Here is a 21,105-nt window from a genome sequence, read left to right as displayed (position 1 = left end):
TTTAATTTTTCTTCAACAGTTTTTCGATTATATCTTCTATCTGTGAATCCTCTCCAATCCATTTGGTATCCCTGTTTTGAACACAATTATAGATATCTTTCACAATATCCATGTTTCTTATAAATTCTGCATTTTCATCCAATGGTGAATTAGACATAGCTTTAATATTTAGTACCGGAGATAACCCAAAAATATCAAACATATTACCTACTGGAAGCGGATATTTCTCATGAACTTCTATTTTTAGTTTTTTCATAAGAATTTTGTTATATATATTTACGGAAACTTTATTTTCAGTGGGAAAAATAGACTTGTCTAATATTTTGGTTACATAAGCACTAATGTCTGATACTTTTTTGTTCTTATTCGAATCATAAATTCTCCAATAAAGTTCATTTAATTTATATGAGCAGTAATTTTCTTCTGTCTGATTTACATAATACCTAGCTCCCTTTACTGCAGCTTCATCAGCTACACTTTGCACCTCCACATATTTATACATAATAACAAATATGTACACAAATGCAGCTAACATTAGAAAAACTACAGAAAAAATCAATGAAGTTTCAACAGTAATACTGCCTTTAGTATTTTTCATAATAATATACCTAACCTACAAGCTTAATATCAGCGCCATTCCTATTATTCTCAAGCTTGCTTGCATCCGGAAAAAGATTTTTTATTATACCATTTACAAAAGTAATCAGCTGCTTTCTAAAAAGCAGAGCAACACCCACAAGAACAGCGATTATAATAATAACTTCAACCGTTCCCATACCGTCTTCTTCTTTTATAAACCTTTTTAATTCTGCAATCATAGTAATCCTCCTTATTCGCAAATACAGTTTTAATTGATTTTCTAGAAATTTGATATACCCTGCATAGATATTAATGAAGGCGTAACTACAATGATAATTATTGCAAAAAACATAATCATCATTGGAAAAAGAAGCTTTGTAGAGGCCTCTTCACCAAGTCTTCTTACTGCATTTTTTCGTATTTCCCAGCTTTCATTTGACTGAAGCTTTAATGTCAATACAAGATCCTTCCCTCCTTTTTTAGTATTCTGAATAATTGTCGACATAACTCTAGATATTTCAGGTGCTTTTAGTCTTTTTGCAAATTCTCCAAACGCTTCTGATTCGCTTACACCTGTTTTAAGCTGGGAAACAGTTTTTTCTACTTCCTTATAAAAAGTGCAATCCTTTTTGCTGTCCAAAGAAATTTTTTCCCAGGCTTTTGATATTGTCAGTCCTGCATTAAGTAATAATGTAAGTTTATTTATGAAATTAGGAAACTCCAGCTGTATTTCCAGACGGCGTTTTTTTACCTGACGGCTAAGTCTGATATCATCCAGAAATATCAATATTCCGAATAAAAGAATTATGTATACATTAAATACAGCCTGATAATCAGATAAAATTCCTACAAGTAATTCACCGGGAACAATCAAAGTCAAAAGTACAACTTTCTTTGCGTGAAATATTCGTATATAAAATGCAGAATATTCCTGCCCATAAATTTCACTAATACTTCCTATTGTCCTTCTGTCATATGTTAATGTCAATCAAAATTTAGGCCACTTACCGGAGTAAAATCAGGCCACCATTTCATAAAAAATCAGTCATTATTTGCCTGCTTGGAAAGAGCCTGCTTAAACCTGTAGCTTTCACCATTGATGTTCAGTATGTGTGCATTATGGGTCAGGCGGTCAAGCAGGGCAGCTGTCATTTGTTCATCGCCTAACACCTCCGTCCATTTTGGAAATTCTAAGTTTGTAGTTATGATCAGGCTGCCTCTCTCATATCGGGAGGAGCAGAACTGGAACAATAATTCAGCTCCGACTTTATTGAAGGGCACATAGCCCAATTCGTCAAGGATCACTAATTGCGGCGCCAGCCATTGCTTTTCTAACTTGTTAAGACGATATTCCTGCTGTGCTGCAAGCAATTCATTTATCAAACCAGCTGCCGTATAGAATTTGACCTTCATACCCTGCCGACAAGCCTCGTAACCGAGCGCAGTTGCAATATGGGTTTTCCCTACTCCGGAGTTGCCTATCAAAATGACATTTTCTCTTCTTCGGATATATTCTCCCTGCATGAGTTTCAATACCCGTGGTTTGTTCAAAGAAGGTATGGCAAGGAAGTCAAAGCTTTCAATCGTTTTGATTACGGGGAAGCCCGCTTGTCGTATCCCTCTCTGAATCCGGTTGTTCTCCCGCTGGTGTACTTCCTGCTCCAGCACACACAGCAGATATTCTTCATAATCCAGATTGTTGTCTGCGGCTTCTCTTGCCAGGGATTCATAGGTTTTTGCCACCTGAGGCATTTTTAGCTTCTTCAAGTAAGTTTCAATAAGCATTTTATTGACCGGCATTATTGCCCACCTCCTGACATGAGAGCGCTGTATTTGCTGAGATCAGGAGGTATTACAACAACCTCGGGGATGCCCTGAAGCTTGTCTTTGCTGACAGGAGCCGTCTTAGGATTGCCTGAGACCAGCAGCTGTCCTAATATGTTAAATAAACCGTCATAACTGTATACATTGTATGCCATAGCTATTTCAATAGCTTCTGTCACCAGTGCCGTAGGGTAATCCCTGTGCAGCATAAGTATCTTTACGAATTCCCTGTTGCCTCTCGGACTTCTTGCATTTAAGCTTCGACGATACTGCTCATAAACGGGTGCCAGCATCTGAGGTTTATATACTTTTGTGTTGCCCAGGGCGCGTGATTTTTGCAGCAGCAGTTCCAGATAGTGATCAAGCTTTATCTGCTCCTGGTATCGTCCGTATATCCTTGGATGGCTTGCTATCATTGTCCCTTTGTATAGTATTTTTACTTCATCTGCTGTAGCTTTAACAGTGACTTTCTCTCCCACATATATCGTGGGAACAGAGTATCGGTTAGTTTCAAACTGTACCATAGAATAGCGGTTGACCTTTGCTTCTTTATACCTCGCGCCATCAAACCTTACTGTCGGTAATGGCCTCAAAGCAGCCCTTTCCGCCTCCCATTTCGGATTACTTTCCAAAATCTTTATGCATTCGTTGTGCAGATATTCATTCAACTCCTCAAAGGAATCAACCTCAGGGTAGGGTACGAAGAACCTTCGCACAGCCTCTTTGCCTGCATTCTCCACACCGCCTTTATCGCTTCCCTTTGCTGGCCGGCAGAATGAAGATTCATAAAGGTAATGGGTACGTAAGGCGATAAATTGCTCCTGTTCTTCTCTGTTGCTGCCTTCGAGTATCTTCTTCACTGCCGTTTTTAGATTGTCATATGCTATCTTGTATGGTACACCGTTCATAAACTCAAAGCATTTGATATGCCCATCAAAAAATGCTTCCTGTTTCTCAAAAGGGTATGCTCTTACGTAGAATCCGCCTGATCCTCTCAACTTCATTACAAACAAATGTGCCTTGGTTTCTTTGCCTTTCAGATAAAAGTATGCTTCTGTCCAGTCCACTTCTGCATAGGCCCCCAGTTCGAACTCCAATGGCAGGAAAGCTTCCTTTTGCTTTCTGTATTCCTTCCTCAGGTAATCCATTACAGTATTGTATCCGCCCAAGAAGCCTTCTTTTTTAAGTGTCTCAAATATTTTAGTCCCTGTGTGACGCTGCTTACGATGCCTTGTTTTATCGTCTTCTATTATTTGCTTGATCATTGGTATGTATGGGCCTAATACCGGATGGCTACGTTCTTTTGTCAACTTATATTTCGGCGGTTTTGGTTCATCCATGGAAATATATTTTGAGATCGTATCCCTGTGCATTCCAGTTCTGCGGCTTATTTCCCTGATACTTAGGTCTTCCATGAAGTACATTTTTCTGATATCCTCTAATTGTGCCATCTTAATCATATCCTTTCCTCCTGTACGATGATGCTGTCAACATAATCATACAGGAAATTTGATTAAGGTGGCCTAATTTTTTACCGGTATGTGGTACAATTTTAGAGTAGCACTAACAGTCATAAGCTGAATTAAATGAATATCTAAATCTATCTAATATATATAACCCAAAAGGCAGTAAACTTTTTAAAGGATGCTCCTTTGAATTTAAAACACCACAATATTTAGAATACTCTGAATAATTTTTAAATAATATTATGATAAACGCTATTATGTAAACAACTAAGGCAATTCCGCTTAAAATCCATAAAACTACCATAATACCTCACAATTTTATATTCATTATTTTATTTGAAATCAAATATGCAGATATAAGAAGAATCAAGCACAATGTTACTGATATCCGGCCTGTAACAGTAGTAAATACTGGCTTTATATACTCTGTTGCAGTTATTGACAAAACAAAAATCATTGCAATTGGCATAATATTTAGAATTTTCTGTTCAAATTTTCTGGATGAAAGTAATGTTTCAATTTCCTGTTTCATTTCAATTTTTTCACTTATTATTCTTGATGAATTCTTAATTGCTTCAATCAGATTTCCACCAGTCCGTTTACATATTATAATTACATCCGAGAAATTTTTTATGTCATCTATGTCAGAGCGGTCTGCAAAATCTGAAATTGCATCTTCGATACTCACATTCAGTGACAGTTTATTAATAATAATTTTTGATTCCTGGACTATATATGCATCATCGCTGGGATATAAAACATAGAGGTCTGAAAGAGCTCCTACAAAAGACTTTTCCAAGGGTTTTCCCGCTGACAAAGAAGATGATAGGGATATGAGTAAATCTTTGAATTGTAAATTAAGTTCTCTTTTTCTTTTATGTATTATCTGTTTTCTTTTGTATTTTAAATAAAATATACCTAATGGGCTTATTATAATTGAAATGATAACACTCCTGTAAAACATATAAGAAATAGCAAATACAACAGCTACAGCTGATAGTGCATATAATAATTTCATTTTCAATGGAATCGAATATTCATTATAGTTAACCAATTAAATTCCTCCTAAAAATCATCATAAATCCCCGAATTTATCATTTTATGTTTATTTATTAATGGATTTAATGTTCTTTTTAAGCTTCCAAACACATTATTAAGGTTTTGCTGCTCTTTTTGAATTGTTTCTTCAAATATAAAAAGCGGATTTAATTTTATCAATCCATCTTCTATTTCCAATACTTCTGAAATCTCCATTGTACGTCTGGAGCCGTCCCTTAGCCTTGAAAGAAATATGATTATATCTATCGCCGAAGCTATCTGTTTTCTCACAGCCTCAAGTGGCAAAGTTGCAGTACTTAGAATCATTGTTTCCAGTCGTGAAAACATATCTTGAGTAGAATTAGCATGCCCTGTGCTAAGTGATCCGTCATGTCCCGTATTCATTGCAGCTAGCATATCTATTGCTTCTTCACCCCTGACCTCTCCAACAATTATTCGATTTGGCCTCATTCTTAAGGCTGTTTTTATAAGGTTTTTGATGGTTATTTCTCCTCTTCCTTCTACATTGGCATTTCTGGTTTCAAGACTTACAAGATTTGCTATATTTGTTATTTGAAGTTCTGCAGAATCTTCTATAGTTATTATTCTTTCATCTGTGGGAATAAAGTTTGAAAGTGCATTGAGGAAGGTTGTCTTTCCCGAACCAGTACCACCTGCTACAAATATATTATATTTTGCCATAACCAGCATTTTTAGTGCCTCTGCAGCCTCACGAGTCAAGGATTCTAATTCAATCAGTCTTTCCATGTCAATGGGTTTCCCCGGGAATTTTCTTATAGTTACAATAGGGCCATTCAATGCAATAGGAGGAAGCACTACGTTAAGCCTTGAGCCATCCTTTAATCTTGCATCAACAATAGGATTTGATTCGTTAACTGTTCTGTTTACCGCTGTCACCATTATCTGTATAATGTCTTCCAACTTTTGCTGAGATTCAAAGGCAATTTCAAGACGTTTGATTTTTCCTTCCTTTTCAACAAATATATTGTTAGGACCATTAATCATTATTTCTGTTACCTGATTGTCCTCTAGAATGGGCTGTAATATATCAAGTCTGCGAAGAGAGTTAAAAACAGATTCTATTATTTGCTTTTTTTCAACGTTATTAAGAAAAACTTGTTTTGATTTATCCAATACAGTACGAACTACCAACTCATTAATTTCGTGATCTGTGAAATTCCTATTTAAGTCAATATTTTCATTAATTGTAGCTTTTATTTCATTGATGAGTTCCTGCTTCACACCGTACCCTCCATGTTATTTTTAATATATCTACCCGCTATTTCACTGTACGAGTTAAGTATCATTGCAGACCCCCCATTAAATTTGGAAAGATCATTTAGAGAAGGAAAATTGGAATCATAGACAATTTGAGACATGAGCTCCTGCTCAAGATAGAATTTGTCAGACAGGAGAGCCTGTTGAGATACTTTGTTTGCTATATATTTTATTTTATTTTTCAAATAAGCTTTATTTTTAAAGCTCTTTGAAAGTAAATCTATGCTGTCAATAAACAATCTTGTTTTATGTAAACAACTTTCTTCATTTGTTATAACATACAAAATTTCATCGGATTTTTCAAAAACTTTCATTGTATTTTCATTAAGTTGTGAATCCATATCTATCATGACAATGTCATAATATCCACAGTCCATAATAGCAGTAACAATAAAGTCAATATCTTCCGGCAGCATTTCTTTTATGTCAAATACATTATTTGTCTGACTAAAATAATGAACACCCGAATCATTTTCTTTGGAACAGATAACAGGAATTTTTGTTACAAGGTTTTTATCTTTTTCCTTTGCAAAATATATAATATCAGAAAATGAATATTGATTATTATTGTTAAAAAAGATACTGGTTGATTGGAATTGCTCCAGATTCAGATAAAAGACTGATAAACCGGTGAATGAACATATACTGCTAACTGCTAATGCCAATGAAGTTTTGCCTACATTTCCGGCAGCTGAAAAAACCGAAACCACTTTGGTATTCTTTCCTTGGTTACTATATGTCTTATTTCCTGTTGCTGTATGTATATTTATTACTTCAGCAGCAATTTGATTGACATCTTTGTATTTGAATATGTAATCGGTTTTTATTGTTGTTTCGGGATTTTTCAAAGAAGATAATAGAATTAAATTAATATTAGTATATTTTTTTATCTCACTGTAGTATTTTTCTGAAGAAAGTATAATATTGGGCTCAGTCTTTTTTATACTATTATTAATGTCGCTGAGGTCTTTACAGTAATATACCGCAAAGGTTTCTGAGTAACTATGAGTAAGAAAATTACATAAACTAATTGAATACTCATGGTCCTCATCAATAATTAAGATTTTTATGAGTGGCATGAAATATCTCCAAGATTTTAAATTTTTTAAAAGAAAATATAAAGACAAAAACTAATTAGAATTTACTAATATAACCATTATATAACATATTTTTCATTTGTCAATATTTTATTTTTTATTATTTAGAATATAAAAGACATGAAGAATATTCTAATCCTCATGTCTTTTATTTAAACTTAAATTATATAATTATTGGAGATTTGGTACAGTCCAATCAATCCATCTTGCCTTGTCAAAAGTATAAGTTTTGTCTGACCTGAATACATTAGTACTTACATTCTGTCCCAGCAGAAATTTCTGAATAAATGCGGTTACTTCTGGTTGCTGTGATGCAGGTAATACACAATGGCCATGTCCTCCTATTGATGAGTAACCCATATTATCCTGCACCCCGAGTGCCTGATAAATCATGCGTCCTGCTGTTGCCGTATTCCAGCAGCTTTGATTGCCCAACCACTCAAAATCAGGATTTTCTATTATTAGCAATCCACGCGGAGCACACAAAGCTTCTATTTCATGATGGTCATAAGGAAGTTTTGTTGTATTGTTAACAAATTGATTTAAAGCCTTTGCAAACCAAACGTTTTCACCGACAATTTGTGAAAGTGTCTGAACGTTCTGTCCAGCTGCCTTCTGAGCATCAGCTGTTCTCCAACCCGAAGCTCCCCCATTTCCTGATTCCTGAGGAATTGTGAGAGCTATTCTTTCATCAAATGCACCAATTGCAAGAGCGCCCTTTCCATTACGTGACCCTCCTGTTACACCTAATTTGGTCGGGTCTATATTTGCTGCAGGTGTTATTTCAAGTGCATCAATAAGGCGGTCAACACCCCAAGCCCATGCAATCAATGCTCCTGCATCATATGTACTTCCGTAAAGGTCAAAAAACTTTCCTTTTCCTCTTGAGCTTCCGTCAACCTGCTGTGCAATTTCATCAGCGGGGAAAGTAATTAACGCAACTCCCAGTTTAAGTATTTCACTGGTATTCAGATTATTCATGTTTACACCTATCATTGCTGGATACGGTGCCTTTCCTGTAGTAGGATACTGTATTGAGCATGCAAAGGATATTGTTTTTCCCCCTTGTTTGCATGTTATAGTAATCTTGTTGCTGCTATAGGAAGCAGTAACTGATTCTGGCTTATCTGGTTTTACTCCGTATTCATAAGCCTGAGCCAATTGACTTATTTCATATCGGCGCTGTTCCCACTGACTCTTTGAGGTAATACGAGTACCTTTTTTTAATCCGGTCTTATACATAAATGGATCTGGCAGTTTTGCATTGGCCTGCAGAGATGAAAATGCTGGAATTGTTATGGGTTCAAGAACAGGAGGATCTTCAACATCATGATCAGGCAAAGTTCCTTGACCCAACAAGTATTTTTTTATCATTGATAAATCAATTGAATCTACAGAGCCACTCATATCAACATCAGCAGCGTTTTTTCCCTGGTCACTCGGGAAAGTAGTGATTGTTCCAAGTAAGTACATTTTCAATAATGAAAGGTCTAAAGCATCAACAGTTCTATCTCCATTTACATCACCGTAAATAAAAGCCGGTGTAATAGCAGCTGATGTGTTTCTGATTCCTGCAGCTGCAAAAATACAAGCAAAAACTGATATACATACTAAAAGAGAAATTCCCTTTTTAATATTTTCACTACTAAACTTCATATCTTTTCCCCTCTTAAATTATATTTTTGATTTTCTATATATAAGTTTTTTCCGGAGTAACGTTTACAGCACTTTTTCATGAGTTACCTCCTCAAGGGTAATTTTAATTGAATAATTCAAATAAAATTTTTATTTACACTTTGTAGAATTAGGATGTCCGCGCCTGTATGTTGGCTGTCAAAAGAGAGCTTTTTGATTGTAATGAATGCTTAAATATTAGAATTTATATAATAATTACTGTAATTTGCTGTCTGTGTTTGTGATTTATTTACGAAGTGATTTTTTAGAATTTGAATACATCTTATAGATTGTTCTAGTCCCTTAAAATTTAATCCGCTTGTGAAAGGCCAGTAAATAAATTGCAGCGGCTTTCTTAGTTCTTCTTTTTTTCACCTCCTTATCCTTATATTTTGTTATCATGTAATAAACGTTCCTCCATTCCTTATTATACAATATTTAGGATTTTTTAGTAAATACTTTTTTAATTATTTTTACAAAAGGCTATATTAGTATCCCGTGACAGATATCTTTCCCATATCTGTTGCTGCTTTAACTTTTATGTTACCGTCAATTCCGGTAAACTGATTATTTTGCAGTGTACCATAGCTGTCTACTGTAACATCCTTATCCTTAGGAAAGCTTAATTCTACATTACCCACACCTGTCTTAACTACATACTCTGAATTATCCTGACACTCAGCCTTTGCTGATATATTGCCAGTTGTTATGTTTACTGTAGAATCTCCCAAAAGTTTTCCTGAACCAAGTCGAAAGTTCCCCGTATCACATTTCCAAATGAGCTTTCCATTCATTGCCTTGATTTCGGTATTAACAGAATCCACGTTACCTGTGATATTTCCCTCAAATTTGTCCCCTATTAAGATAGAGCCTATGTCTTGCTTAATTGATATATTTTTTATACTACGGGGAACAGTTAACTTTATTTCCGTATAAAAATCCTGAGGTTTTTTTATTTTTTCAGCGTAAGATACTGTAATAAATGTTGTTTTTTCTTCTTGACTTGAGTTAATAGAATATTTCTTCAAAAGTTTTTGAAGATCTTCATCGGATTTATTTCCGCGGACAACATGTTTTGCTTCATACTTAATTTCATTTTTATTCCAGCAGTATATTTGCAAATTACCTGAATCTAAATTTATATCAAGTGTTTTTATTGATTTATTTACTTTTACTGAGCCATTATTATAGCTATATGTAGTATGTTTAGGAAACACTTTATGCTCACTGCCACAGCTGCTTAAAATAATAAATGCAGCCATTACTAAACTTAAGGATATCCTTTTCATGTTATCACTCCTGCAAGTCATAGTGTTGCAAGAATCATAACATATTGCCATGCTTTAAAACAATTATTTCCTATTATTCTATTATATGGTATATAGATGAAAACTCAATTTCACCATGTTAACCTTTAGCAAATTTAAGTAAAGCTTCAATCAATACCAAACATAATACGATTTTGATAATCTGTATTAAGTGCAACTATTGATTGAAGCTTTTTCATAAATACATACAGTAATAAGTTGGTTTTACCTTTTATTCGCACTCAAGGTAATCCATAATTATCTTGTTAAATGACTTGTATAGCGTTATATGTGGAAAATGTCCTGCATTATCCAAGACCACGCGTTTTGATTCCTGTATATTTTTTGCGATAAAGTCCGCTTCACCGCTGTTAAATATAAGTCCTTGGAACTTATCATGAGCCCCGGTAATAATCAAGGTTGGAATCTTTATGTTTTTTATTGTATCGGTGGTTGAAAGCCGCTGAAGTGCATTCATATATGATATAGAAGCACTTGGATTCATATGCTGGCTTTTATAATAAATCCTGTTACACTCCTCTTCAGAAGACTCATTAATAACTTCCGCATACTTCATATCCTCTTTTCCTGATTGATTGAATACGCGTCTTGCTTCATCCATTGTCATATTTCTAAAGTCTTCTGACGTTCGGCTAAAACTGCTCACTAATATCATCTTTGAAAATTTATCTGGATAACGTACTGTAACATCCTGTGCCAACATTCCTCCAAAAGACGCACCTATAATCGGAATGGGATTTTTTATTTTGAGCTTTTCCAGTACATCCTTTAGTATAAGCGACAGTTTCTCCAGAGAAACATCTTCAATAGGTTTACTTTTCCCATGTCCAGGAATATTTACAATAATCAGTCTATATTTATTCCTAAGCTCCCTGATTTGATAGTACCACATGGCGCCTGTCATTCCGAAGGCAGATAGTAATAGAAGTGGCCTGCCTTCTCCAGTTTGAATCACTTCAACAGCCGAAGAAATCCCAGTATCCAAAAGCCGGCAGTCAATACTCTCGTCAAGCTCTTTTAAGAGATTATAATAGGCTTCCTTTCGTTTATGTACTTGATTTGAGCTGTTAGACTTTTGCGGCTTAATTAGCTTTTCAAAATTCTGTCTATCAGCCTGTACCGCAATTATATTAGCAGATGAAGCACCTAATACTGAGCTAAATATGTCCATGCCTGTTTCATTCTCCAGAGGTTTCATACCATAAACATTCGTAAACATTTCTTTTGTCTGCTGATCTACCTGCATACCTCCACTATCCCATAATGGCCAGTTTACAGACAATGTTCTGCCACTTCTTTGGCCTTTTTTGCAAAGTGACTCCCTCCACAATGCGAAACTATCAAGAAAGCTGTTTGCATAAGCATAGTCTGCCTGCCCGATATTTCCTACAACTGCTGATAGTGATGAAAAAAGTATGAAGTAATCAAGCTCAAGGCTTTCAGAAGCCTCATCCAGACAAATTGCTCCCTTTACTTTTGAGTCCAGTACTGTTTTGATTTCTTTAATACTTTTATTTTCAATAAGGTTGTCAACATTTACTCCGGCACAATGAAAAATCCCATGTATTGCCCCCCATCTATCAAGGGTTTCTTTGAAAACAAACTGCACCTGCTTAAAATCAGTAATATCTACTTTTCTATAAATAACCTCCGAGCCCGAAGCAATCATCTCGTTAACAGCACTTTCTTTTTCCCTGTCAAGCTCTGAACGTCCCAGTAAAACCAAGCGAACCTTCTTATTCCGTGTCAGATACCTAGCAAGTATCAAACCGATACCACCCACTCCTCCTGGGATTATATATACACCGTTTTCCCTGATACCCACTTTGCCGTTATCCTCATTAAGGTTGATTTCCCTGAAATCTTCCGTATAACGTTTTCCTTCAAGATACTCTACTTTTACACTGTCAAAATCGTTATACGCCAGTTCCTCACGAATAAGATTTTTAAGCCTTTGTATTGTATTTTCTTCACTGCCAGCCCATAATTCAGTATCCGTTTGAATTAATTTTATTCCAATCTTGCCGTTCTCCAGCCGCATACTTCTGAAAAGTCCAGAAAGTGCTGAATAGTATAATGCACTGTCAGTATTAGCTTTATAAATAGCAAGTATTGTAAAATGCTTTTTCATTTTAAGTGATTGCAAAGCTTTGCATAAGTAAAACAGAGGATAAACTCCCTGTAAATGTTTTTCTATCTTTTCCTCAGGCTTATTAAACAGTCCTACGTTTTCTTCCGAAAGTATATAGCAAAATGTATCCGGTAGGGTTTTATTACTTGCCTTTTCTTTAAGAAGCCTAATAAATTGTTCTTCGTCCTGAAAGTCCATGGTATTTATCCCATTATCATTCTGTATAAAGTCTTGGCCCTGTTTCACAATTTCAAAATGATTTTTTGGTAGATGTTCAAAATGAAAACTATCTGTGCAGTCAAAAATCAAAACATCATTGGTACCATCCTGCTTCTCTTCCAGTCTTTGCTCAGTCTTTTCCAAAGTTCTCTCAAAATACATAATTTCATATGTATCATTTATTTGCTGTATTTTACCTTCATCAGCTCTTTCAGTACTCAGTTGGTAATTGTTTTCCTCAAGAAAGGAACATAATTCCTCAATACTTGAATATTCAAACAGCAAAGTAGGATACAGGTTTTTCCCTATCCTCTTTTCAATATCATGCACCATTTGAAGCAAATCTGTAGAATCTAGTCCTAAATCATAGAAACTGGCTTTGGTATCCATACCTGATACAGGAATACCTGTGACAACTGAAACCATCTGCTTTATTTGATCTTTTATATTATCCGATATAGCAGTCACCTTCTCTTCCTGTGGAGCTGCAACACATGTAGAATCCGTGGTGGTATCAGGTTTCTCCAGTTTTATTATCAAATCCTTTTCACGAATTTTTTTAGTGGTGAACCCTTTGAAGGCTGCTATAATACGGCCTGTTTCATCGGCTATTTTCATTGCGGAATACATCAGGTCGTCGGAACTTTGCCTTGTATTACTCTTTTCAACATATACGTAACAGTTATTTTTTGTTTTGTCGTATCCCCTGAAGCCTTCAATGAAAACAGGTATATAGGTCTGCCTGCTATCACTAGGCATTTCCTCATACTGAAACATAAAGGATAAAATTGATGAAGCATCCAAAAATGCAGGGTGATAGTAGGACATGCTTGTATATTTTTGTGCCCGTGTATCTAATTCCAGTTCTGCAAGCAAATAGCCCTGCCCCATATATATCTTACCCAACGGCTTCATAAACTCAAAATGATTTATTCCTACGCTTCTCGTATGTTTGTAAGCTTCATCCACATCCAGAATCTCAATTGCTCCTGACTTCAAAGTATCAAGACTTATGCTTTCCATATTATCAGACAGCCTGAAAGACACATCACAAGTCAGATTCTCTTCCCACTCACCTTTTTCTCTGTCCAGCAGAAATATTCTTCTGCTTTTGGCTGTGACATTGAAGGAATCCTTCTTTTTAGTCAACTTTATTCTGATTTCCCGTTCAAACAATTCCGAGGTCGAAACCGGACTTTTAAACAGTATATTTTGAAGCTCCGCACCTGCAATATCCACTCCTTCAATCTCAAGGGCTCTATAAATAAAGTCTATAAATGTGACCCCAGGAAGGATTCTTACCCCATGAACACGATGGTCCCTTACAATATAATTATCTCTGTCTATAATTACTTCAAACTCTGATGAGTTATCTGTTCTGGTTTTCAGAGTCACCGTACACAGCCCATTAAGCTCCTGGGATACACCACACTGTTTTTTAGGCTTATCTATCCACAATTTCTCCTTTACATAAGTGACAGTATTGGTTTTACGCCATCTATCCGTCTTCTGATAATCATTTTCTGGATACATGTCACTTACGATAATGTGTGCATTTGTGCCTCCGAATCCAAAAGAGCTTATACCAGCTCTCCTGACACCGTCAACAGGAGACCACTGCTTTAGCTTGTCTGCAATATAAAACGGAGAATCTTCAAAATTAAATCTTGGATTAGGCACATTACAATTTATAGACGGAGCTATCTGCTTGTTCCATATGCACAGTATTACCTTAATAAAACCCGCAATTCCTGCCGCACTCAACAAATGTCCAATATTTGTTTTTACACTTCCTATTCCACAGAACTGTTTCTTCTGAGTGTATTTTCTAAAAACGGAAGTTAACGCCTTCAATTCAATGGGATCACCTATCATAGTTCCCGTTCCATGTGCTTCGATATAGGATATTGTTTCAGGGTCTACCCCGGCCTTTTTAATAGCAGCATCAATTACTTCCATCTGGGCCTCAAAATTCGGTGTAGTAATCCCCATTGTATTTCCGTCATTATTCACCGACGCTGCATCAATAACGGCATAAATCCTATCTCTGTTAGCAAGGGCTTTCTCAAGGGGTTTAAGCAGTACTGCTCCGCAGCCCTCTCCCAGAACAAAACCATTTGCATCCTTGTCAAATGTATGGCATTTTCCATCGGGAGAAAGGGCTCCTGCCTGACTTAGTGAAATAAATACTCTTTCGTCAAGTAAAATGTCAACTCCCCCTGCAATACACATATCAGTTTCACCCGATAAAAGGCTCTGACATGCAAGATAAATGCTTACAAGTGAAGATGAGCAAGCAGTATCAACAACCATACTGGGCCCTTTAAGGTTCATAAAGTGAGAAACATGTGCTGCAATGAAATTTTGTCCCACAGCAACTACGGTGTCTTTGGTGGGTTTCTCAATTCTATTGCCATAGTTGGAAATCCTCGATCCTACAAAAACACCCACATTTTTGTCCGAAAGCTCCTTTTTTTCGTATCCTGCGTCCAGTACAACCTCAACACTTGCTTCTAGAAAAAGCCTTATAAGCGGATCGGTTTGCCTTGCAGCATCTTTGTTAATGCCAAAATACGTAGAATCAAACTCCTCTATTTTGTCGATAAATCCGCCCCATTTACTGTTGCTTTTTCCTTCGCGACTCTCTTCTCTGAAATTCTCATCTATGTCCCATCTATCGGGTGGAATTTCGGTGATACTGTCCTTTCCCGATTTTAAATTACTCCAGAACTCATCCTTGTTTTCGGCTCCCGGAAAGCGGCATGAAACCCCCACAACTGCAATTTTTTTGGGACTAGCCCCACTAAGGTTCTCATCAGTGTATTCCTCCAGACTACAACAAGCTTCCTCCACAAACTCTGTGCTCGCTTCAGCCTTAGAGAACTCAGGGTTTTCAGCACATATATTATTCAAATAACCGGCCATTGCATTTATGCTGGGATATTCCCAAAATACCGAAGGCTCAAGGATAATATCAAACCTTTTTTCAATTTTTTTAACCAATTCTGCCAATATAATGGAATCAACACCTAATTGTGCAAAATCCTCATGCTCCCCAAGCTTCTCAGGGGGTATTTTCAGTTCTTCCGAAAACAATGTCTTTAACAGGGAAACCCATGTATCTGAGCTTTCCTTAATATGTACAATCTTGTTATTTTCCTTCTTTTCTTGAGGTATACTTTTTTTAGCATATAGTAAAGTTTCCTGTTCAAATTTATCGCTGTTGACCCTCATTACGACAGTTGACCACTGTCTGGAATCCTCAAGTAATAAATCCCATATCTTTACTCCCATATCAGGGGATATCCTGGACAGTCCGTAACTTTCATACTTCTCCATGCCCCGGGCACCCATACCTATCTCACTCCATCCCGGCCAATTAATGGATTTATAGTAGTGATATCCCTCTCTAATCCGGCAATTTACAAAAGTATCCATATAATAATTAGCAGCTGAATAATCACTTATTCCTGTAGCTAAGCCTGGAATAACTGCCGATACCGATGAAAATACAACAAAGAAACTTGGCTTATCTTCTTTGAATTCATTGTGTAAAATCTTCAATGCATCAACCTTAGGTTCAAGCACCTCTTGAATGTCAACTGCACTTTTATGAATAAAAGCAGGGTGATCGTTAATGGTGAGTCCTGCACAATGAATGATTCCTCCGACACTTCCCCACTGGCTTCGAACTTGTTCAAAATATTCTCTGATTTTGTCTGCCTCTGTTAAAGAGCCAGAATACACCTTGATTTCAGCACCTTTTTTTTCAAGTTCTGTTATTTCTTTTATTTTACTGATTAATTCTCTGTCCGCTTCTTGTGAAGTAAGTATTTTTTCCCATTGATTCCTCTCAGGAATTTGTTTTCTTCCCATTAAAACAAGCTTTCGTATGCCGTTTCTAACCAAATGTGAGGCCAATACCAATCCTATTCCACCCGTTCCGCCGGTTATTACAACGGCTCTATCCGTGTCATATTTGTAATTGGAATGCTTCACCGATAATTCAGAATTGGAATATTTTCCCACCGTCTTTAAAAAAGGAATCCTCCTTTTTCCTTCACGATAACATACTTCACTTATGTTATCAGTGAAATCCACTTCTCTCAAGTATACCTCGTTGAGGCGTGGCAAATACCCAGGAGTCAAATCTATGGTCTTGGCATATACTTTTCCGTATTCTGCTGACAACATTTTTATGAAGCCTGAAACAAGAGTACCATTAATGCATATACCATCCTGCTGCACCTGCTGCCTGTTCATAGTAAAATGTAATATTTTCAGTACTATATTAGAATATTTTCCTAATATGGCTTGGTAAAGAGCTATTCTCTTAAGTTCTTTTTCGGTATTTTCAGGATAATCGCCAATATCGGATAAGTCTACGATAACAGCATGTTCATCCAGCGAAATTTGCTCAATACTTCTTATAGAATCGTCCTGATGTATGAATGTAATTTTGCTATTACGTATAGAAGTAATTTTCTGTATCCATGGCATTGAAGTATCATTAATAATAAATAGTACGTGCCTTATTTCTGTATTATATGCGGTAATATTTTTCTCTGTTTCCTTCCATACCTTTTTCAGCAGCAAAATATCTTTCTTCTCCTTTTCAGGCCTTGCTTTTATTTTGCTATCCTCAATCCAATAGCGTTCTCTCCTGAAAGGATAGGTTGGTAAAGCAACCTTACTTGGATGTTCTTCAGCATACAATCCCAACCAGTCCATATCCATTCCAGAAACCCATAGCTGCAAAATAGCTTTAAAATTTCTATTTTTCACAAGAAGTTTTATGTACTCTTTCCCTTCCTCATGAATAAGAAAATGATCCCGGGATAAGTTATTTCCTGAGCAATTTCCTGTAAACAATCTATTAAAAGTTTCCCCTAGTAAATATTTATTCAGAGAAATATATAAATCCTGAATGTCATAAGCGATAATTCCTAATCTCTCAGGCATATGTACTCTTCCGACTTTCAGAGTATATGCGATTTCTGAAAGGCCTATTTCAAAGTTTGTGTTTTTTACAAGCATTCGGAGATAGTCCCGTAAAGCACTAGCATAAGCAATTAGGCTTTCTCTGTCGTTTGCTGAAAGAAGCACAATTTCACCTTCAGCTGATAAAACACCTCTCGGTTTAGCAACTCCCCTATATTCCTCAAGTACAACATGTGCATTGCTTCCCCCAAAACCAAAGGAGCTTACACCTGCTATTCTTTTTTTTGCAGGATTCCAATCTATAACATCTGTCGGTATGACAAAGTCAGTATTTTCCAAACTAATTAATGGATTTATCTCCTTTAGATGTAAATGGGGCGGAATTTTTTCATAATGCAGTGACAAGGTTGTCTTTATTAAACCTGCAATTCCCGCCGCTGCTTCAAGATGCCCAATGTTGGTTTTTACAGAGCCGATATAGCAAGCCTCTCTATTTTTATCTTCAACGGCAAGTACGTTTTTAAGCGCCTGAAATTCAATTGGGTCACCTAAGGCTGTGCCTGTCCCATGTGCCTCAATATAATTCACATCGCCAGGCAGTACCCCTGCATTATCCAACGCCTTTCTAATAACCTTTTGCTGAACCGGACCATTAGGAACGGTAAGTCCGCTGCTTTTACCATTGTGGTTAATTGCTGTCCCTTTTATAACAGCATATATTGTATCATTATCTTTTACAGCCTTTTCCAAAGGCTTCAATATAACTACGCCACAGCCTTCTCCCCTAACATACCCGTTTGCACTTTTATCAAAGGTTTTGCATCTTCCATCCTCAGATAACATTCCCGCCTGCTGAAAAGCAATATTGACGGCATCCGTCAGAATCAGGTTTACCCCCCCTGCAACAGCTACATCACATTCACCATCCCGCAGGCTCCTGCAGGCATAATGAACTGCCACAAGAGAAGATGAACATGCCGTATCAATAGCAAGACTCGGTCCAGTAAAATTAAACATATATGATATTCTGTTTGCAGCCACAGAGAATGCATTTCCTGTCCCATAATAAGCGTTCAGGCTTTCCACTGATTTCTCCTGAATCTCAGCATATTCAGAATTGGATATACCAATGAAAACCCCTGTACAATCATCTTTCAAATTCTTAATATTTATCCCTGCATGTTCAAATGCTTCCCAACATACCTCCAGAAGAATCCTTTGCTGGGGATCCATACTTTCTGCTTCCCTTGGTGAAATCCCGAAAAAAAGTGGATCAAACATATCAATGTTTTCGATAAAACCTCCCCATTTAGGTAAACTTAACGAAGAAGTTCCATGGGTATACTCTATAACTCTTTGGCTTGGCACTTCGGTTATAGCATCAGTACCGTTTACAAGCATATTCCAGAATTCACCAGGGCTGGACGCTCCAGGAAAACGACATCCCATCCCCACAATTGCAATATCCTGCCTTCTTACCAGGAGGCTGTCAGCTATACGTGGTTCATCCTTTTCTACCTCCGAATTATCTTGGACCAAATGAATAGACAAACTTTTTATGTTTCCATAATCATATATTAAAGTCGGTGTTATTTCCTTTCCCAGCCACTCAGATAAATCTGAAGCTATCTTCACTATATTGATGGAGTCCAATTCAAAACTCGAAAATGGGTCATCCAATCCAATTCGCTTTTTATCCAGATTCCTCTCTTCCGCTATTCTATTGACTAGCCAATCTTGTATACTTTCAGGGCTTTTGACTGAAATATCATTTTCAGGTTTGGAGCTATTTCCTGCAATAATATTTTCAATCAGATTTATATTCTCTGTAAATGCACCTTCTTTAAACTGCTCAGCCAGCTTATACCTTTGAAACTTACCGCTTGTCGTTTTTGGAATCTCTCGTACAGGAACAACATACTTTACAACAAGGCCTATTTTTTCATTAACGATTCTTTTAACCTGCTTAGCAATAACTGCAAAGTCCTCAATTTTCTTTTTATACCAAATACATATTAGTATTTCTTCACTGTTGCTGTTATTATCATAAACTCCACATGCAGCTACCTTCCCAATATCAACTCCTGGAACCATCATGGCGATTCTCTCGATATCGTGAGGATAATAGTTCTGCCCTCTAATAAAAATAATATCTTTTGCCCTTCCTGTAATTACAAGCTGTCCACGTTCATCCATAAAGCCCAAATCACCGGTATTCACCCAACCGTCTTCTGTAATAAGAGAATTGGTTGCTTTTTGGTTATTATAATAACCACCGGTAACATTTTTCCCGCTTATATGTACATTACCCACTGTCATTGGCTCTAGCTGTTTATTCTGATCGTCACAGATTCGAATAAAGCAATGCTTAATACTGTATCCCTCTATAGCCAGTTCTACGGCATCCTTATCAGATTTATCATCTAGTTTTCTAACTTTTTCTCCTATACCTAAGGAATGTCTGTCAACAATTATTTTTTGATAATCCTTGCCATAGGGAGGAAAAGCCACACCAAGACTAGCCTCTGCTAACCCATAAACAGTTAGCATTGCTTCATGCTTTAGTCCATATTTTCCTAATGTACTTAAAAATCTCTCACATAAATCTATTGAAATTGGCTCTGCCCCGTTGAATAGAATCCGAACATGTGATAAATCCCAGTCCTTTGCATTTTCTTCCTTAAAGGAATTCAAGAAAAATCCATATCCGAAATTAGGTGAAGAAATGATGTTAGCCTTATGTTCATGTACTTTTTTCATCCATAGAGATGGACGTCTGATAAAAACGGAAATAGGTATTATGAAATGATTTATTCCCACACAAAGGGGCCACAGGTGAAATCCAATCATGCCCATGTCGTGAGTCAGAGGCATCCACGTCAAAAATGAATCCTTTTTTGTTACTCCTGCAGAAAAAATCATACCATCAATATTTGTTAAAAGATTTTCATGTGTTAAGACAACACCTTTTGGATCACCCGTAGAGCCGGAAGAAAATTGTATAAATGCTATTTCATTGGCATTAGAATGATAAACCCTTCCCTCTCCTTCTTCCTGGTGGATCTGCTCTATATTTATGCTCTTGTTCTCCATTATTTCAAAATCATTATCTCTTCCTGTACTTTCAGCAAATTGCTTAAGAGTGGAAAAAACCTTGTTATCTGATATAATGTAAGGATTATTGAGAATGTTCCATATTTTGAACAATTTTGTCCTGTGCTCATGATTATTTCCTACAGATACAGGAATGGGGATTATTCCCCCTAAAATACATCCCCAAAAAACATTTAAATATGTAATATTGTCGTTTATCTGAAAAATCAGTTCATCACCTTTTTTTATCCCTTTTTTCTGTAAGTTATATAGAATGTTCAGAGCCTTTTTATATAGTTCCTTGTAAGAAATAAATATTTCGTTATCATCGCCGTATATATGTGTAACACCTTTGTTTTCCTCATCCTTTAAGATTTCCAGCATATATGCAAGATTCCTGCGCGTATCCATATGTT

At 36.4% G+C, this 21,105-nt stretch carries 12 protein-coding genes; all 12 read right to left on the bottom strand.

Going from position 1 to position 21,105, the window contains the following annotated elements; all coding sequences use genetic code 11:
* Position 1 precedes the first annotated feature (1 nt).
* The 12 genes from K412_RS0115595 to K412_RS21450 all read right to left on the bottom strand — a co-directional run bounded on the left by K412_RS0115595 (position 2) and on the right by K412_RS21450 (position 21,100).
* Positions 2–598 (bottom strand): TadE/TadG family type IV pilus assembly protein, encoded by a 597-nt coding sequence (locus tag K412_RS0115595; RefSeq protein ID WP_024833967.1) that lies wholly within the window; start codon positions 596–598, stop codon positions 2–4.
* A gap of 10 nt (positions 599–608) precedes the next feature.
* On the bottom strand, positions 609–818 hold the full coding sequence (locus K412_RS0115590) for a Flp1 family type IVb pilin (RefSeq protein WP_024833966.1): 210 nt from the start codon (positions 816–818) through the stop codon (positions 609–611).
* A gap of 41 nt (positions 819–859) precedes the next feature.
* Positions 860–1,567, bottom strand: a complete 708-nt coding sequence (locus tag K412_RS0115585; RefSeq protein WP_024833965.1) for a type II secretion system F family protein — start codon at positions 1,565–1,567, stop codon at positions 860–862.
* 53 nt (positions 1,568–1,620) lie between these two features.
* Positions 1,621–2,379 carry an IS21-like element ISCth9 family helper ATPase IstB gene (istB, locus tag K412_RS0115580; protein ID WP_024831344.1) on the bottom strand — a complete coding sequence of 253 codons (759 nt, stop codon included), beginning with the start codon at positions 2,377–2,379 and terminating at the stop codon, positions 1,621–1,623.
* The gene (gene istA, locus K412_RS0115575) at positions 2,379–3,863 is read right to left on the bottom strand and encodes an IS21 family transposase (RefSeq protein WP_024831343.1); all 1,485 of its coding nucleotides are present in this window, start codon (positions 3,861–3,863) and stop codon (positions 2,379–2,381) included. Before istA ends, istB begins: the two co-directional genes overlap by 1 nt.
* 103 nt (positions 3,864–3,966) lie before the next feature.
* Complete coding sequence (locus tag K412_RS0115570; RefSeq protein ID WP_024833964.1) at positions 3,967–4,173, bottom strand: hypothetical protein; 207 nt, start codon at positions 4,171–4,173, stop codon at positions 3,967–3,969.
* A gap of 6 nt (positions 4,174–4,179) precedes the next feature.
* Positions 4,180–4,923, bottom strand: coding sequence for a type II secretion system F family protein (locus K412_RS0115565; RefSeq protein ID WP_024833963.1), 744 nt, complete (start codon positions 4,921–4,923; stop codon positions 4,180–4,182).
* An 11-nt stretch (positions 4,924–4,934) separates the two neighbouring features.
* A complete protein-coding gene (locus K412_RS0115560; RefSeq protein ID WP_024833962.1) occupies positions 4,935–6,170 on the bottom strand; it encodes a TadA family conjugal transfer-associated ATPase in 1,236 nt (411 codons plus the stop codon).
* Positions 6,167–7,285 (bottom strand): P-loop NTPase family protein, encoded by a 1,119-nt coding sequence (locus K412_RS0115555; RefSeq protein WP_024833961.1) that lies wholly within the window; start codon positions 7,283–7,285, stop codon positions 6,167–6,169. Before K412_RS0115555 ends, K412_RS0115560 begins: the two co-directional genes overlap by 4 nt.
* Positions 7,286–7,474: 189 nt before the next feature.
* Positions 7,475–8,959, bottom strand: a complete 1,485-nt coding sequence (locus tag K412_RS0115550) for a dockerin type I repeat-containing protein (protein ID WP_242835645.1) — start codon at positions 8,957–8,959, stop codon at positions 7,475–7,477.
* A 506-nt stretch (positions 8,960–9,465) separates the two neighbouring features.
* On the bottom strand, positions 9,466–10,266 hold the full coding sequence (locus K412_RS0115535; protein ID WP_024833959.1) for a DUF4097 family beta strand repeat-containing protein: 801 nt from the start codon (positions 10,264–10,266) through the stop codon (positions 9,466–9,468).
* 250 nt (positions 10,267–10,516) lie between these two features.
* Positions 10,517–21,100, bottom strand: coding sequence for an alpha/beta fold hydrolase (locus K412_RS21450; protein ID WP_024833958.1), 10,584 nt, complete (start codon positions 21,098–21,100; stop codon positions 10,517–10,519).
* Between the last annotated feature and the right edge of the window lie 5 nt (positions 21,101–21,105).

Source organism: Ruminiclostridium josui JCM 17888, assembly GCF_000526495.1.
Lineage (GTDB): Bacteria > Bacillota > Clostridia > Acetivibrionales > DSM-1351 > Ruminiclostridium > Ruminiclostridium josui.
The sequence above is the reverse complement of the archived record's forward strand: the minus strand, read 5'-3'. Positions and strand labels throughout refer to the sequence as shown.

Bases quoted from the DNA above. Each gene is read 5' to 3' on its own strand.
- K412_RS21450 (WP_024833958.1), bottom strand. From the start codon at position 21,100: ATGGATACGCGCAGGAATCTTGCATATATGCTGGAAATCTTAAAGGAT.
- K412_RS0115590 (WP_024833966.1), bottom strand. From the start codon at position 818: ATGATTGCAGAATTAAAAAGGTTTATAAAAGAAGAAGACGGTATGGGA.
- K412_RS0115570 (WP_024833964.1), bottom strand. From the start codon at position 4,173: ATGGTAGTTTTATGGATTTTAAGCGGAATTGCCTTAGTTGTTTACATA.
- istB (WP_024831344.1), bottom strand. From the start codon at position 2,379: ATGCCGGTCAATAAAATGCTTATTGAAACTTACTTGAAGAAGCTAAAA.
- K412_RS0115535 (WP_024833959.1), bottom strand. From the start codon at position 10,266: ATGAAAAGGATATCCTTAAGTTTAGTAATGGCTGCATTTATTATTTTA.
- K412_RS0115595 (WP_024833967.1), bottom strand. From the start codon at position 598: ATGAAAAATACTAAAGGCAGTATTACTGTTGAAACTTCATTGATTTTT.
- K412_RS0115555 (WP_024833961.1), bottom strand. From the start codon at position 7,285: ATGCCACTCATAAAAATCTTAATTATTGATGAGGACCATGAGTATTCA.
- istA (WP_024831343.1), bottom strand. From the start codon at position 3,863: ATGATTAAGATGGCACAATTAGAGGATATCAGAAAAATGTACTTCATG.
- K412_RS0115550 (WP_242835645.1), bottom strand. From the start codon at position 8,959: ATGAAGTTTAGTAGTGAAAATATTAAAAAGGGAATTTCTCTTTTAGTA.